The organism is Cytobacillus sp. C11.1 (genome assembly GCF_058145115.1).
The window spans coordinates 1,184,850-1,200,158 of record NZ_CM176935.1; the positions used below are offsets into that span (position 1 = coordinate 1,184,850).

Below are 15,309 nucleotides of genomic sequence, written 5' to 3' on the forward strand. Positions count from 1 at the left end.
TGTTTGTAAACGTTTCATACTATAGAAACAGGAGAGGATATTATGATAGGAAGACGCCGTAAGAAGTTGTTCAGCCTTGTGTCGATTTTTGCGTTAGTCCTAAGTCTTTTTGCTCCTTTGAATTCCCAGACTGCTAATGCGGAAGGGGCGATTACTGTTGCGGAGGCTATTGCGAATAATAGCGGAACGGCGACGGTTGAAGGATATATTGTGGCATTTGCTACAGGAGCCAATAGTATTACACAGGATCCAACAAAGTTTAGCACTGATTATAACTATTCGATTGCTGATTCTCCAGAAGAGACAGACAAGACGAAAATGCTTAATGTTCAAATTTCATCCAATTACCGGGCTGAGTTTGGATTGAACAGCAATCCGGGCAATATTGGGAAAAAAGTAAGTGTATCTGGTGCTCTTATGGCCTATAATGGTATGCCAGGCTTGAAGAACCCAACTAATATGGAGTTCTTGGCTGTTGCTCCGCCAACACAAGTAAGTGCCGTTACCGCTTCTCCTGAAGCAGGAGCCGTTGGAGCCGGAACAAAGGTTGCTCTAGCATCCGAAACAGAAGGAGCAGCGATTTACTACACGCTTGACGGTTCGGAACCAACAACAGCAAGCACAGTCTACTCAGCGCCAATCACAATCGATGGCCATAAAACAATCAAGGCGATTGCCGTGGCCGAAGGCCTTGATAATAGTGAAGTATCAACCTTCGAATATAGCATTCTAACAGAAAAGACAATTGCTGAAGTTCGCACTCTCACACCGGGTGAAACAGCTCTTACTACCGGTGTCGTGACAGCCGCTTTAGGATCCTCTATTTACATACAGGATGAAACAGCAGGGATTGTCCTTTACGGTTCAAACTTAAATGTTCAGCCTGGCGATAAGGTACGGGCAAAAGGAGTCGTAAAAGATTTTAGAAGCCTTCTTGAGCTTGAAGTCCAGGCTTCTGATATTGAAGTCATCGAAACAGCAGAGGTGCCTGAAGCAGAAGTGGTAACAGCAGCACAGCTTCAGGAAGATAAAGAAGCAAAATTAGTAACAGTTGAAAACGTAACAGTTCAATCATTTGCAGGCGGAAATTATACAGCCGTTGATGCAGAAGGTACATCCTTCCAAATCAGGCCGGATGATTCCACTCTGCTAAAAGTCAACACAACTTATGATTCAATCACAGGTGTTTTAGGTTCATATAATGATGTTCACCAGTTAATCCCGCGCCACGCAGGCGATGTAATTGTGGACGCGAGCAAGGTCCAGCCGGTAACATCATCCCCAAGCCCAGGGCTTGTTCAGTTGAACGATAAAGTTTCTCTATCAACCTGGACAAAAGGTGCAACTATCTACTATACGACTGATAAAACAGTCCCAACAACAAGCAGCAATGTGTACAGTGAGCCAATTGAAATCACTGGCAATACAACAATTAAAGCGATTGCTGTAAAAGAAGGCTTAACAACAAGCGAAGTGTCAGTAATGGACTTTGTGATCCAAAAAGAAGATGTCCGCATCCATGACATTCAGGGTGAAGACCACTATTCTTTATACGATGGAAAAAATGTAAGCAATGTTGAAGGTGTTGTAACGAAGGTAGTCAACAGCAGCAATTTCTACATGCAGGACACACAGCCTGACGATAACGAGAATACTTCTGAAGGACTGCTTGTTTACAAGAGATCTCACGGCTTAAGTGTTGGTGATGCTGTAAAAGTAAGCGGGGAAGTAACCGAGTATGTAATGGAAGGATATTCTGAGCGTTTTCAGACAGATCTTCCTGTAACGGAAATCGGTGCATCAACAGTGGAAGTAACTGCTACTGGCCAGGAGCTGCCTGCACCTGTTGTAATCGGCGAAGACCGCATGCCTCCAACTGAAGTGATCGACAATGACAGCTTCTCCGAGTTTGATCCGGCAGAAGATGGCATCGATTTTTATGAAAGCCTGGAAGGTATGCTTGTACAGGTGAATAACCCTAAGATTGTTGCTCCGCAGAAATACGGCGAGCTTGTAGTTGTTCCGGAAAATATCGCAACAAATACAGACGCTGGCGGATTGAAGATTTCTGAAACTGATTATAACCCTGAGAGAATTCACATTGATATCAATGACGAAGGCTTTGTGGCTAAAATGGGCGACAGCTTCAACGGAAATATTCAGGGTGTTGTAAGCTACGGCTTCAGCAACTATAAAGTATTAAGCAATAAAGCAGATTTGCCGGAGTTAATCCAGGGCGACAACGATCGCGAGGAAACAACTCTTGAATTCGATCATAAAAAATTAACCATCGCATCCTATAATGTGGAGAACTTCTCTACTAAAACAGATGATGAAAAGGTTACAAGATTAGCGGAAGCGATCGTTCAAAACATGAATCAGCCAGACATTATCGGACTAACTGAGGTCCAGGATAATGACGGCCCAACCGACAGCGGCACAACTGACGCGAGTGAAAGTGCGGCAGTCCTGATTAATAAAATTGTCGAGCTTGGCGGACCTGTGTATACGTACACAGATATCGCTCCTGAAGATAAGCAAGACGGCGGACAGCCTGGCGGAAACATCCGTGTCGGCTTCCTTTATAACGAAGAGCGTGTATCCCTGGTGGATGGCACGAAGGGTACCGCAACACAGGCAGTAGACTATGAAAAAGGCAAGCTGACATTAAACCCGGGCCGCATCGACCCGACGAACGAAGCGTTTGAAGATAGCCGCAAAGCCTTGGCTGCGCAGTTTAAGTTCCAGGGAGAAAGCATTATTGTAGTGGCGAACCACTTTAACTCCAAAGGCGGTGACCTTCCGTTATTCGGAAAAGTCCAGCCTCCGGTTCTGAACAGCGAAATTCAGCGTATAAAGATTGCTAATATCGTGAACGGCTTTGTGGAGGATGTAAAAGCGGAGATCCGGATGCCAATATTGTATTGCTTGGCGATTTTAACGACTTTGAATTCTCCAATCCTTTAGAAGCTTTAAAAGGTGACGACTTAACCAATATGATTGAAAAAGTGCCGGCTGATGAGCGCTATTCTTACTCTTACCAGGGGAATGCCCAGGTGCTTGATCATATTTTAGTATCTAACAATCTTGCGGATAACACAGAAGTGGATATTCTTCACATCAACTCAGGCTTCATGGAAGAGCATGGACGCGCAAGTGACCATGACCCTGTCCTGATTCAGACATTGTTAAGAGAACGAGGCAAACCGGAAAAGACAAATAAGGTCCCAGCTTTTAACTAAGCAATAAGCCGGAAAGCTGAAATGATCCCCTTTAAGCAGACATTCAAAAACCTTCATTGCTAATGCGAAGGTAGAATGCTGGCTTGGAGGGGATTTTTTATAGAATAAAGCGGGACGATAGCACGAATTGTCGGGTTCTAATGTAGTGTGTACCGGCATACATTTTACAGAGCGGGTGCAAAAGTAAAAAATAGATAATGACAAAAAGCTGGCAGGTGCCGGCTTTTTGTTTTGGCTTTGAAAGAATGAGCCTGAAAATGCGGAGGGACGGGGATGAATCAAAAAGCATACACCATTGTCGCGATCTTGCTTTTGATGGGCCTTTTATTGTTCAATCTAAGATTAAATCACGTAACGGAAGAATTAAGATATCAAATCGAGGAAGCGGCAGCGAATGCAAGCTTTCTTCACAACGAAATCAGCTCACTCCAAAGTGAAATCTATGAAATGAAAGAAAAGCAAAAATGGGTCAGTTCAGAAGAGTTCGAAGCCAATAATGAAAAAACAACAGGGCGGGAAGTTTCTCTTGATCTGAAATGGTCTTTTAGGGAAATCGAAACGGACGCAGGGGTTTATGTACAATACAGGGAAAGAAACGGAAAATGGGTCAAGCAGCTGGCCGAGAAAACAGGGGACAACGAGTATAAAACAGAATTCAGGCTACATCCATCCCGGGAGTACGAGTATCGAATCATGAGTGTTGGTTCGGTTCAGAGAGCAGACGATATTAAACCCATTCCGTACGAATTGTATCACATGATGGCGCTTTATCCGGAAATCATGAGCTTTCACATGCAGGAGAACGGTAGAATTCTTGCCGTTGAACTGGAGGTGTGGCAGTACCAAAAGCCTGCTTTCGACTTATTTGATCTAAAAGAAGTAGCGATGATTCTCTATACCGATAAAAAGGAGAAAAGGGTTCCATTGAAGGAAAAAGCGGAGGCTGAATACGAGGAGCGTATATGGCATTACCTGGCCGACTTCAAAAATGAAAAGGTGGATGGGCTGGAACTTGAGGTAACGTTCCAAAATGGCTGCATTCAAAGAGAAAATATCTTGAACCTCGTGGAAGGCGACATGTCAAAAGAGCCTCATGAGAAAATAAGCTGCCCGGATTAACTCCCGAGGCAGCCTTTTTCTGTTTATTCCATTACTCCTGGCTAATCAGATAATCCGTTAAATACTCAGCCCAAACCTTATGCCCCTTATTGCTCGGCTGGCTATTATCCTCTGAAAGATATTCCTTAAATTCCTCAGTCGTCTGGTCTGGCCATGCTGTCCAATGATCCAGATATGGAATTTTATTTTCAGCCGCATATTCCTTCAGGTCCTCGACTTGATTCGGATAATGCTCCGCATTGTATAAAGGATGCGGCGGCTGCAGCAGGAATGTGGTTTTAGGACTTTCACTTTTTACGTCATCCATAATGGTTTGCAGGTGCTTGAACGAGTGCTCTACACTTACCTCGCCATTGTTTTTCAACGTAAAAGGCTCCAGGATTATCATGTCAGCTGGATCCTCAAGCAGATCATCCTGCTTGCTTTGGCTTATAAATTCAAGAGAATTCAGGTCATAAGAAAGGATGGAAACTTCCAGAAGACCTTCTCCGTATGCATTCAAAAGCTCATCTTTTACAAGCTCTGGCCAGGAATCTGGCCCTTTTCCCAAAGCGGTGGAACCGACAATTTGGATTTTATAGGGTCTATTTTCTTCAATAGCCTTCTCCAGATTTTGGACACTATCCTCTGGCCAATTTGCCGCAAGCTTTAAAATAGGGTCATTCTGGCTCTCAGTCATAGTATCTTCTGTTTTTGAAGTATCCATCACACTGGCTCCAATTGCTGCGGATATCTTATCCTTCCAATGCACTTGTCCTGCTATTAATACGGCTATACAGGCGACTGCCAGTACAGCTGGAATAAGAGCTTTCAATCGTACGCCTCCTAACTTTTTTAAAATAATCTATTAAAATAGGACTAAATCATTATTCAATCACAGTTAAAATTATGACAATATTTAAAGTCGATGACAACAGCTTTCGACATAAAAAAGAACAAATGGAAAAATATTATTAAAAATATGTTTAAACATGGAAAACGGTGGTATAGGTCTAAGTATGCAATTTATTCCAATGTTAAATTTATGCTACAAATTTGTTACAGTTTGCTGTTAAAATGGAAAAGGACATAGGGAAATGGATTTACAAATATTACAGATATAGCTAGTTTTAAATTGAACAAGATACAAATCGCTAGTTTTTTTCCATATATGCTATAATACTACTTGTTTTATATGTATATACATCAGTCAGGAGGAAATCATGGAAGAAACAATCAGTCTCAGAGACCTATTGCAAACGTTAAGGAAACGTATCCTGCTAATTCTTTCCCTAACATTTGTGGCGGTTCTCACAAGTGGAATTATTAGCTACTTTTTCTTAACTCCTATCTACCAGTCTTCGACACAACTTCTTGTAAACCAGGCGAAAAGCGACCAGCCGATCTACAATCCCGGTGAAATCCAAACCAACTTGCAGCTGATTAATACGTATAACGTCATTATAAAAAGTCCTGCAATTTTGGATTTGGTGAAACAGGATTTGGATTTGGATATGTCAACGGAACAGCTTAATTCTAAAATTACGGTTGGAAGCCAAAAGGATTCACAGGTGCTTGCGATCACTGTCCAGGATGCGGATCCAAATATGGCAGCTGATATCGCGAATACAACGGCAAATGTCTTCCAGCGAGAGATTGTCAAAATCATGAACATCGATAATGTTAGTGTTCTCGCAAAAGCGGAAGTGAAAGAAAATGCATCACCGGTCAAGCCTCAGCCTATTTTGAACATTGCGATTGCGTTAGTGGTCGGTCTAATGGCAGGCGTCGGTCTGGCATTCCTGCTTGAGTACTTCGATAATACGATTAAAACAGAGCAGGACATCGAAAGGCATTTGGACATTCCTGTACTTGGTGCGATTTCGACGATAGAGGAAGAAAAAGTGCCAAAAGGCAAAAAGCAAGTAACAGAGGGCATTAAACAAGCAGGCGGTGAGAACGTTGTTTAAGAAAAAAATGAAAAAGCCTGTACGGGACAATAAGCGCCGGCTAGTAACCGTAACAACTCCAAAGTCTCCCGTCTCCGAACAGTATAGAACAGTACGGACAAACATCCAGTTCTCATCCGTGGATCAGGAAGTTCGCTCAATTATGGTGACATCCTCCGGACCTGGAGAAGGAAAATCAACAACCGTTTCCAATCTGGCTGTTGTATTTGCAGATCAGGGAAAACGAGTGCTCCTTGTGGATGCGGATCTGCGGAAGCCAACTGTCCACTATACATTTGATGTGAATAATATAACGGGGTTAACCAATATCCTAACGAAGCGTACAACATTGGGAAAAGCTGTCTCTCCTACAAAAGTTAATAACCTTTTTGTATTGGCAAGCGGCCCGATCCCGCCGAATCCGGCAGAGCTGCTCGGATCAAAAGGGATGCAGGAATTCCTGGAGGAAGCTTATCAGGAATTTGATATGGTCCTATTTGATACTCCACCTGTCTTAGCTGTGGCAGATGCCCAAATTCTGGCGAACCAGTGTGATGGAACGATTTTGGTGACGCGTAGTGGGGAAACGGAAATCGAACAGGCTGAAAAGGCAAGAGACCTGCTGCAGGCAGCAAAAAGCAAGCTTCTAGGCGTGGTATTAAATAATAAGAAAATGAAAGACTCTCAATACTATTATTATTACGGGGGAAAGTAACGTTTCTTGACAAGAAGACCCCTTTACCCTACTAAAATAGTAAGTTATGAAAAGTGCCATATAAAGAACAATTTTTCAATATAAAGAACAGACCAAAAGAAAGGGGAAATTGCGATGATTGATATACACAGCCATATTTTACCCGGTGTCGATGATGGCGCCAAGGATATGAGCGAAACCCTGGCCATGGCAAGAAAAGCAGCCGCAGAGGGCATCGAAAAGCTCATCGCAACTCCCCATCATAAAAATGGGCAGTATGAAAATGAAAAGCCGGAGATCCTGGAAAAGGTAAGAGAAGTGAACGAGGCGATTAAAGCTGAAGGGATTTCATTAGAGGTTTTGCCTGGTCAGGAAAGCCGAATTTTTGGGGAGTTTGTCGATCATTATGAATCTGGAGGAATCATGACACTGGCACACTCAGAGTACGTATTCATCGAATTGCCTTCAGGCCATGTTCCAAGATATACGGATCAGCTGCTCTACGACATTCAACTGAATGGGCTGACACCGATCATCGTTCATCCGGAACGGAACTCTGAATTGATTGAGCATCCGGATCGGCTCTACCAATTAGTAAAAAAGGGTGTCTTGACCCAGGTGACAGCATCCAGCCTTTGCGGCTACTTCGGGAAAAAAGTCAAAACCTTTTCCCATCAGTTAATCGAAGCAAACCTAACCCATTTTATTGCTTCAGATGCCCATAATACCAATAACCGTTCGTTTAAAATGGCAGAAGCTTTCAGCTTGATTGATTCTAAATACGGTGCTGATTTGGTCTACCTGTTTACAGAAAATGCCGAACTGCTCGTCCAGGGACAAAAAGTAATGAGGGACATCCCAGAGAGAGTAAAGAAGAAAAAGTTTCTTGGACTCTTTTAAACCACATGAGATCAGGTTAAACATTTTTATTTAAGAATCTAGAGTACCGGTTCAATTTTTTGAACGGGCTCCTTCTTATAATAAAGATAACAGTAAGGAGCTTACAGCAGACCTAACCAAATAAAAATGGCGATGCCTCCTAGCCGTTATCAATGGAGACACTCGATTATGCTGTGGGAGGTCAATCCTCCTTAGCCCAAGTGGCCAACTAGCATAAGGTGAGGACGGGTTCAATGCCCTTAATGCTTTTACCTAGATACTTAATGAAAAAGTATGTGTCAAGACACGTGTGGTTTCATTAGGTATTTATTTATGCGCGTAAATACGCGGTCGGGTAATTTTCTTTGGTTGTTTTATAGTTATTTTCTACTATTTTAAGGGGGCAATATTATTGACTTATCAAAAGCGGCTTACATTTTTAGTTTTATTGGATTCACTAATTGTATTATCGGCTATTTATCTCAGTTATTTAATCCTTCATCCATCTTTACAAATATTTAAATATGAAACTTTGCTGGTCACATCGATTACCCTGCTGTTTAGCCATCATTTGTTTGCTTCCATGTACCGTCTTTACAACAAAGCCTGGGAGTATGCGAGTGTAGGCGAGCTGTTTACGATTGTGAAGGCAGTCACCCTTTCAATTATGGCTACTGCAGTCATACAGCTATTAATCATGAACAACATCTACGTTCGGGCATTGGGTCTTGCCTGGATGCTTCATGTGTTATTAATCGGCGGTTCCCGCTTTTCATGGCGGATTTACCGGGATCGATATATCAAACCACAGGTGGAACCGAAGCGTGCATTAATCATAGGAGCAGGGGCTGCAGGTACTATGCTTGCAAGACAGCTGCTAAAAAGTCGGGATGCCGGCATCAAGCCTGTTGCGTTTATAGATGACGATCCGAAAAAGTATAAGTTGCATATACTTGGTCTACCCGTAGTAGGAGATTCTAAACGCGTTGCAAAGACTGTTGAAACATTGAGAATTGACAAAATAATCATTGCCATTCCTTCTCTTAATAAAGAAGAAATGAAGCGAATTTTTGAGGAATGTTCCGGCACGAAAGCTAAGACAGTTATTATGCCGATGATTGAGGATGTCATGCTAGGTAAAGTTTCTGTTAACCAGTTCCGCGATGTTCAGGTGGAAGACCTTCTGGGCCGGGAGCCGGTTAAACTGGATATTGACAGTATCTCAGAAAAACTGACTGGGAAGATCGTTTTAGTGACAGGGGCAGGCGGATCAATTGGGTCTGAAATCTGCCGTCAGGTGTGCAAGTTTCAGCCGAAGAAGCTGCTTCTATTAGGGCATGGAGAGAACTCGATTTATCTGATTGATATGGAGTTAAGGAATAAGCATAAAGGTGAAATGGAAATTGTCCCAATCATTGCGGATATTCAGGACAGGGATCGGATATTTGAAGTGATGGAAACTCATGAGCCAGATGTTGTGTATCATGCAGCGGCACATAAGCATGTGCCTTTGATGGAGTATAATCCTAAGGAAGCTGTGAAGAATAATGTGCTTGGGACGAAGAATGTTGCGGAGGCGGCGGACACCTTCGGTGTTGGGACATTCGTTTTGGTTTCTTCTGATAAGGCGGTTAACCCTACGAATGTTATGGGGTCTACGAAGCGGATTGCGGAGATGGTTATTCAGGAATTGGATAAACATAGTGCTACAAAGTTTGTGGCAGTTCGGTTTGGGAATGTGCTTGGCAGCCGGGGGAGTGTTATCCCGCTGTTTAAGAAGCAGATTCAAGCTGGTGGGCCTGTGACGGTTACACATCCGGATATGACGAGGTATTTTATGACGATACCTGAAGCTTCAAGGCTTGTCATGCAAGCGGGTGCGTTGGCCCGTGGCGGAGAGATCTTTGTATTGGATATGGGTGAGCCGGTTAAGATTGTTAATTTGGCTCGTAATCTTATTACTCTTTCTGGTTATAAAGAGGAAGAGATCGGAATTAGGTTCTCTGGTATTCGTCCTGGTGAGAAGATGTATGAGGAGCTTCTTAATGAAAAAGAAGTTCATAAGGAAGCTGTGTTTCCTAAGATTTTTATTGGGAAGGCTGTTTTGGAGCAGGAAGAGGAAGTACATTATTTGATTGATAAGTATGACGGGATGTCTAGCAGTGAGATTAGTGAGTTTGTGTTAAGTTTGGCCAACAAGAGGAAGAACAAAATATATTCAATTGTTAAGTGAGCAAATGGTTATGAATAAATAAATTTTAAACAAGATAGGCCCTCGCTCGTATTTTAACCATTATATGAGGAAGGGCTTATAATTTGAATTGATATTGTTTTTAAAGTTGTTAGTTAAGAAACCGCTAGACTCCATATGAGTGTAAAGCAGTTAATAAGGAAGGAAGTCTATGAATATGGGAGAAAGAATATTCCTTTCTTCGCCACACATGAGCGATGAAGGCTATGAAATGCAATATGTAAAGGAAGCTTTTGATACAAACTGGATAGCTCCCCTTGGCAAAAATGTTGATGAGTTTGAAAGAGAACTGGCAGCTAAAGTTGGAAGCAAGGCTGCTGCTGCACTTTCTTCTGGAACTGCTGCAATCCATTTAGCTTTAAGAGCAGCAGGAGTAGGCGAAGGTGATATCGTTTTTTGTCCGACACTTACTTTCTCTGCCACTGCTAATCCGATTATTTATCAAAACGCGTTACCTGTTTTTATAGATAGTGATTATGAGACATGGAATATGTGTCCGAAAGCTTTGGAAGAAGCTTTTGAGAAGTACCCTGAAGTGAAGGCAGTAATTGTAGTTCATCTTTATGGACTATCTGCTGATATGGATAAGATAGTAGAACTTTGTAAGAAACATAATGTCATTTTAATAGAAGACGCGGCTGAATCTTTAGGTACTTATTACAAAGGACAACACACAGGAACTTTTGGGGATTACGGAATTTTTTCTTTTAATGGCAACAAGATTATAACTACTTCCGGTGGAGGAATGCTAGTCTCTAATAATGAAGAAAAAGTTGCGAAAGTAAGGTTCTGGGCCACCCAAAGCAGAGATCAAGCAAGACATTATCAACATAGTGAACTAGGATTTAATTATCGTATGAGCAATGTAGTTGCTGGTATTGGTAGAGGACAGCTTAAGGTTTTGGAACAAAGAGTTGAGAAGAAAAAGTATATATATGAGTTTTATAAAAAAGAGCTTGGTGGGCTCGAAGGTGTTGGAGTTATGCCTGAAAATGAATGCGATAATCCGAATTATTGGTTAAGTAGCATAACTTTAAATGGAAAAGTTAGACCAATAGATATTATGGAAGCACTTGAAAAAGAGAATATTGAATCTCGACCTGTTTGGAAGCCGATGCATATGCAGCCATTCTTTGATAAGTATGATTTTGTTGGAACAAGTGTATCTGCGAATTTATTTAAGAATGGTATTTGTTTGCCGTCAGATACAAAGATGACAAATGAGGATTTGGAGAGAGTTTGTAAGATTATTAAGGGGTTGTGGTTAAGGTAATGAAACATTCCCAAGGTGGAATTTATAGACGCTTTATAAAAAGACCTATGGATTTAATCCTTTCCTTGATTGCTATTATTATTTTAAGCCCAGTATTTATGATTGTTGCAATTTTAGTAAGGACGAAACTTGGCAGCCCAATCCTTTTTAAACAACAAAGACCTGGCCTAAATGAAAAGATTTTTATGATGTTTAAGTTTAGGACAATGACGGATGAGAGAGACGAGAATGGGGAATTGCTTCCTGATAGTGTAAGGTTAACAAAGTTTGGAAGATTCCTCCGTTCGACTTCCCTTGATGAACTACCGGAACTTTTTAATATTCTAAAAGGGGATATGTCTATTATAGGTCCAAGACCGTTGTTGGTTCATTATCTCCCGCTCTATAATGAGCATCAAAAACGCCGCCATGAAGTAAGACCTGGATTATCTGGATTAGCACAGGCTAATGGGAGAAATGCGATTAGTTGGGAAGATAAATTTGACCTTGATATTCGCTATGTGGATAGTGTGAGTTTCATGGGGGATTGGAAGATCATGTTTTTAACAATTAAAAAGGTTCTTGTTAGAGATGGAATAAGCTCAGAAACTGCAGCTACTATGGAGCCTTTTCAAGGGACTAAAAGGGAAAGAACAGAGATATGAAAGACAAACTTTTAATAATTGGAGCAAGTGGACATGGGAAGGTTACTGCTGATATCGCTTTAAAGATGAATAAATGGAAAACCATAGAGTTCTTGGATGATGACCCAAGTTTAAAAACATCAATGGGGCTAGAGGTATTAGGAAACTTCAGTAATGTAAAAAAGTATATTGATCAATATCAGATATTCGTTGGTATAGGCAATAATATAACTAGACAAAAGATTCATTTGATTCTTGAAGGAGTAGGAGCAACTATCCCAGCATTAATTCATCCGAACTCAATAATTGGAGACCAAGTTGAAATTGGGACTGGAACAGCTGTTATGGCAGGAGCAGTAATCAACTGCTGTACTAAAATAGGTAAAGGTTGCATTATTAATACTGGTGCAACAATTGATCATGATAATAGAATCGAAGATTTTGTTCATATATCACCAGGAGCTCATCTAGCTGGGACTGTTAAAGTAGGGAAAGGGACTTGGTTAGGGATTGGTAGTGTTGTTAGTAATAATATAAACATTACAACTAATTGTAAGATCGGCGCTGCGGGTGTTGTTATTAAAGATATAACTGAACCTGGTACTTATATTGGGGTTCCTGTGAGGAGAGTTAGGGCATGAAAAAGAATGTTTGGATATTGAACCACTATGCTACCAATATGTTCAAAGATCAAGCAGGAAGACATTACTGGTTTGCAGAAAATTTGATAAAACATGGCTATAACCCCATTATATTTTGTGCTTCTACTGTTCATAACACTAATGAAAACATGAACACCAAAAATAGATTATGTATTTCAGATAAAATTAACGGCATCCCATTTACCTTTGTAAGAACACCTAATTATATAGGTAATGGGAAGCAAAGGATTAAAAATATGTTGGCCTTTTATAGAAACCTGTTCCCTGTTGCGAAAAAATATTCAGATAAATATGGAAGTCCAGATGTGATACTTGCTTCTAGTGTTCATCCTCTAACCTTAATTGCAGGGATAAAGATAGCCAAGAAATTTGGAATCCCTTGTATCTGTGAAGTAAGAGATTTATGGCCAGAGAGTATAGTTGCTTATGGGGCCTTAAAAAGAAATAGTTTGATTGCAAAAATATTATATCAAGGTGAAAAATGGATATATAAAAAGGCGGACTCTATCATCATGACTTGGGAAGGTGGTAGGGAATATTTACGTGATCAAGAATGGGAAAGCCAAATTGATTTGAATAAAGTAAAGCACATTAGTAATGGGGTAATAATCGACACTTTTGATAAAAATAGCGAAAAATATAAAATAACAGATTTTGACCTAGAGGATAGAAATTTTAAAAATGTCGTATATGCTGGCTCTATTAGAAAAGTCAACAACCTTGGACTGTTATTGGATTCAGCTAAAATAATTCAAAAGCAAGGTAATAAAGACATTAGATTTTTGATATATGGGTCAGGTAATGAAAGTGAAATGCTTAAAAAGCGTTGTGAAGATGAAAGAATTCACAATGTGGTTTTTAAAGGTCATGTTGAAAAGAAATATATACCGTCTATCCTTAAAAAATCTTATGTAAATATACTTCATAATTCAAGTACTTCACTAGATAAGTATGGTCAAAGCCAAAATAAATTTTTTGAGTATTTAGCTGCAGGGAAATGTATTGTTCAAACATATACTACTGGTTATAGCATATGCGATAGATTTAATTGTGGAATAAGTGCATCAGTACAAAATGCAGAAGAGATTGCTAAAGCTATACTCCGTGCTTGTAGTGATGAAAATAAAAATAGCTTAATGGGCAAAAATGCCCGAGAAGCTTCCTATCAATTTGACTTTAATAGATTAACAGAAAAACTAATTAATGTTATTGAAACTGTGGATGGAAGAGAGGAACATACAAATGAGCTTATACGAAAGAGTAGTTGATAAAGAGGAAAAGATAGCTGTTATTGGATTAGGGTATGTAGGTATGCCTATTGCAGTTGCTTTTGCTAAGAAGGTTAATGTTATTGGCTTTGACCTTAATACTAACAAAATTAATCAATATAAAAATGGAATAGATCCAACAAATGAGGTGGGTGATACCGCTATAAAAGAAACCACTGTAGAATTCACCTCAGATGCTACTAGGTTAAAGGAAGCTAAGTTTCATATAGTGGCAGTTCCTACGCCAGTAAATGCAGATAAAACGCCAGATTTAGCTCCTATTGAAGGTGTGAGTAAAACTATAGGGAGAAATCTATCTAAAGGATCCATTGTGGTGTATGAATCTACAGTTTATCCGGGAGTAACTGAGGATATCTGTATTCCAATTTTAGAAAAAGAATCTGGTTTAAAGTGTGGAATAGATTTTAAGGTTGGATATTCACCAGAACGAATAAATCCTGGCGATAAGATACACCGTTTAGAAAATATCATTAAAATAGTTTCTGGTATGGATAAGGAATCATTAGAAGAAATTGCAAGGATTTATGAGCTTGTAGTTGAGGTTGGTGTCCATCGTGCCAGCTCAATTAAAGTAGCTGAAGCAGCTAAAGTTGTTGAAAATAGTCAGCGTGACATTAACATTGCATTTATGAACGAGCTTGCTATGGTATTTGACCGCATGGGGATTGATACACAAGAAGTGGTTGAGGCGATGAATACTAAGTGGAATGCTTTGAAGTTTTACCCAGGGCTGGTTGGAGGCCACTGTATTGGCATTGATCCATACTATTTTATTTATGAAGCAGAAAAGCTAGGCTATCATTCTCAAATTATATTATCAGGCAGAAAGATTAATGATGGAATGGGCTCATTTGTAGCAGACGCCATTATTAAGCAGCTAATTCATGCTAACAAGGTGGTTAAGCAATCAAAAGTAGTGATTTTAGGTTTAACTTTTAAGGAAAATTGCCCGGATACTCGTAATTCCAAAGTTGAAGATATTATTAATCGCCTTAATGAATATGAGATTAATCCGATAATAGTTGACCCCTATGCAGATCCTTCGGAAGCAAAGCATGAGTATGGTGTTGATCTTGTCCCTCTTGATATGGTAAATGACGCTGACTGTCTTATATTTGCAGTAGCGCATGATTTATTTAAAGAGATGCCGATTGAATATATTGATGGACTGTTTGGGGACTTTCCAAACCAGGAAAAAGTCATAGTTGATATTAAAAGCATCTTAAATAAAGATGAGATAGAAAAAGCTGGATACAAATATTGGAGATTGTAGAGGAAGTCAGATTAAGAGTCCGGCTATAACGTGGTTGTCGTTATTTCCGCGATCACCATTATGAAGAAAGAAGCCC

13 protein-coding genes are annotated in these 15,309 nt (G+C 40.3%); 12 read left to right on the top strand and 1 reads right to left on the bottom strand.

The window, feature by feature from the left end:
* The first annotated feature begins 42 nt into the window (after positions 1–42).
* The 3 genes from AC3ZVC_RS05950 to AC3ZVC_RS05960 all read left to right on the top strand — a co-directional run bounded on the left by AC3ZVC_RS05950 (position 43) and on the right by AC3ZVC_RS05960 (position 4,361).
* The gene (locus AC3ZVC_RS05950; RefSeq protein ID WP_490067066.1) at positions 43–2,967 is read left to right on the top strand and encodes a chitobiase/beta-hexosaminidase C-terminal domain-containing protein; all 2,925 of its coding nucleotides are present in this window, start codon (positions 43–45) and stop codon (positions 2,965–2,967) included.
* On the top strand, positions 2,925–3,242 hold the full coding sequence (locus tag AC3ZVC_RS05955) for an endonuclease/exonuclease/phosphatase family protein (protein ID WP_490067067.1): 318 nt from the start codon (positions 2,925–2,927) through the stop codon (positions 3,240–3,242). Before AC3ZVC_RS05950 ends, AC3ZVC_RS05955 begins: the two co-directional genes overlap by 43 nt.
* A 273-nt stretch (positions 3,243–3,515) precedes the next feature.
* Positions 3,516–4,361, top strand: a complete 846-nt coding sequence (locus AC3ZVC_RS05960; RefSeq protein ID WP_490067069.1) for a hypothetical protein — start codon at positions 3,516–3,518, stop codon at positions 4,359–4,361.
* A 31-nt stretch (positions 4,362–4,392) separates the two neighbouring features.
* On the opposite strand, the gene AC3ZVC_RS05965 is transcribed toward AC3ZVC_RS05960, so the two are convergent.
* Positions 4,393–5,175 carry an SGNH/GDSL hydrolase family protein gene (locus tag AC3ZVC_RS05965; RefSeq protein WP_490067070.1) on the bottom strand — a complete coding sequence of 261 codons (783 nt, stop codon included), beginning with the start codon at positions 5,173–5,175 and terminating at the stop codon, positions 4,393–4,395.
* Positions 5,176–5,563: 388 nt separating this feature from the next.
* Here AC3ZVC_RS05965 and AC3ZVC_RS05970 point away from each other — a divergent pair, with 388 nt between their 5' ends.
* The 9 genes from AC3ZVC_RS05970 to AC3ZVC_RS06010 all read left to right on the top strand — a co-directional run bounded on the left by AC3ZVC_RS05970 (position 5,564) and on the right by AC3ZVC_RS06010 (position 15,233).
* Positions 5,564–6,310 (top strand): YveK family protein, encoded by a 747-nt coding sequence (locus AC3ZVC_RS05970; protein WP_490067072.1) that lies wholly within the window; start codon positions 5,564–5,566, stop codon positions 6,308–6,310.
* The gene (locus AC3ZVC_RS05975; protein ID WP_490067074.1) at positions 6,303–7,004 is read left to right on the top strand and encodes a CpsD/CapB family tyrosine-protein kinase; all 702 of its coding nucleotides are present in this window, start codon (positions 6,303–6,305) and stop codon (positions 7,002–7,004) included. The genes AC3ZVC_RS05970 and AC3ZVC_RS05975 overlap by 8 nt, the downstream gene beginning before the upstream one ends.
* A gap of 114 nt (positions 7,005–7,118) precedes the next feature.
* Positions 7,119–7,883 carry a tyrosine-protein phosphatase gene (locus AC3ZVC_RS05980; RefSeq protein WP_490067076.1) on the top strand — a complete coding sequence of 255 codons (765 nt, stop codon included), beginning with the start codon at positions 7,119–7,121 and terminating at the stop codon, positions 7,881–7,883.
* Positions 7,884–8,274: 391 nt separating this feature from the next.
* Positions 8,275–10,095 carry a polysaccharide biosynthesis protein gene (locus AC3ZVC_RS05985; protein ID WP_490067077.1) on the top strand — a complete coding sequence of 607 codons (1,821 nt, stop codon included), beginning with the start codon at positions 8,275–8,277 and terminating at the stop codon, positions 10,093–10,095.
* A gap of 175 nt (positions 10,096–10,270) precedes the next feature.
* Positions 10,271–11,386, top strand: a complete 1,116-nt coding sequence (locus AC3ZVC_RS05990) for a DegT/DnrJ/EryC1/StrS family aminotransferase (RefSeq protein ID WP_490068846.1) — start codon at positions 10,271–10,273, stop codon at positions 11,384–11,386.
* Positions 11,386–12,030 (top strand): sugar transferase, encoded by a 645-nt coding sequence (locus tag AC3ZVC_RS05995; protein WP_490068848.1) that lies wholly within the window; start codon positions 11,386–11,388, stop codon positions 12,028–12,030. Before AC3ZVC_RS05990 ends, AC3ZVC_RS05995 begins: the two co-directional genes overlap by 1 nt.
* Positions 12,027–12,650, top strand: coding sequence for an acetyltransferase (locus tag AC3ZVC_RS06000; RefSeq protein WP_490067079.1), 624 nt, complete (start codon positions 12,027–12,029; stop codon positions 12,648–12,650). The genes AC3ZVC_RS05995 and AC3ZVC_RS06000 overlap by 4 nt, the downstream gene beginning before the upstream one ends.
* A complete protein-coding gene (locus AC3ZVC_RS06005; RefSeq protein ID WP_490067081.1) occupies positions 12,647–13,939 on the top strand; it encodes a glycosyltransferase family 4 protein in 1,293 nt (430 codons plus the stop codon). The genes AC3ZVC_RS06000 and AC3ZVC_RS06005 overlap by 4 nt, the downstream gene beginning before the upstream one ends.
* The gene (locus tag AC3ZVC_RS06010) at positions 13,914–15,233 is read left to right on the top strand and encodes a nucleotide sugar dehydrogenase (RefSeq protein WP_490067082.1); all 1,320 of its coding nucleotides are present in this window, start codon (positions 13,914–13,916) and stop codon (positions 15,231–15,233) included. The genes AC3ZVC_RS06005 and AC3ZVC_RS06010 overlap by 26 nt, the downstream gene beginning before the upstream one ends.
* Positions 15,234–15,309: the final 76 nt, after the last annotated feature.

Bases quoted from the DNA above. Each gene is read 5' to 3' on its own strand.
- AC3ZVC_RS05990 (WP_490068846.1), top strand. From the start codon at position 10,271: ATGGGAGAAAGAATATTCCTTTCTTCGCCACACATGAGCGATGAAGGC.
- AC3ZVC_RS05980 (WP_490067076.1), top strand. From the start codon at position 7,119: ATGATTGATATACACAGCCATATTTTACCCGGTGTCGATGATGGCGCC.
- AC3ZVC_RS06000 (WP_490067079.1), top strand. From the start codon at position 12,027: ATGAAAGACAAACTTTTAATAATTGGAGCAAGTGGACATGGGAAGGTT.
- AC3ZVC_RS05970 (WP_490067072.1), top strand. From the start codon at position 5,564: ATGGAAGAAACAATCAGTCTCAGAGACCTATTGCAAACGTTAAGGAAA.
- AC3ZVC_RS05950 (WP_490067066.1), top strand. From the start codon at position 43: ATGATAGGAAGACGCCGTAAGAAGTTGTTCAGCCTTGTGTCGATTTTT.
- AC3ZVC_RS05995 (WP_490068848.1), top strand. From the start codon at position 11,386: ATGAAACATTCCCAAGGTGGAATTTATAGACGCTTTATAAAAAGACCT.
- AC3ZVC_RS05960 (WP_490067069.1), top strand. From the start codon at position 3,516: ATGAATCAAAAAGCATACACCATTGTCGCGATCTTGCTTTTGATGGGC.
- AC3ZVC_RS06005 (WP_490067081.1), top strand. From the start codon at position 12,647: ATGAAAAAGAATGTTTGGATATTGAACCACTATGCTACCAATATGTTC.
- AC3ZVC_RS06010 (WP_490067082.1), top strand. From the start codon at position 13,914: ATGAGCTTATACGAAAGAGTAGTTGATAAAGAGGAAAAGATAGCTGTT.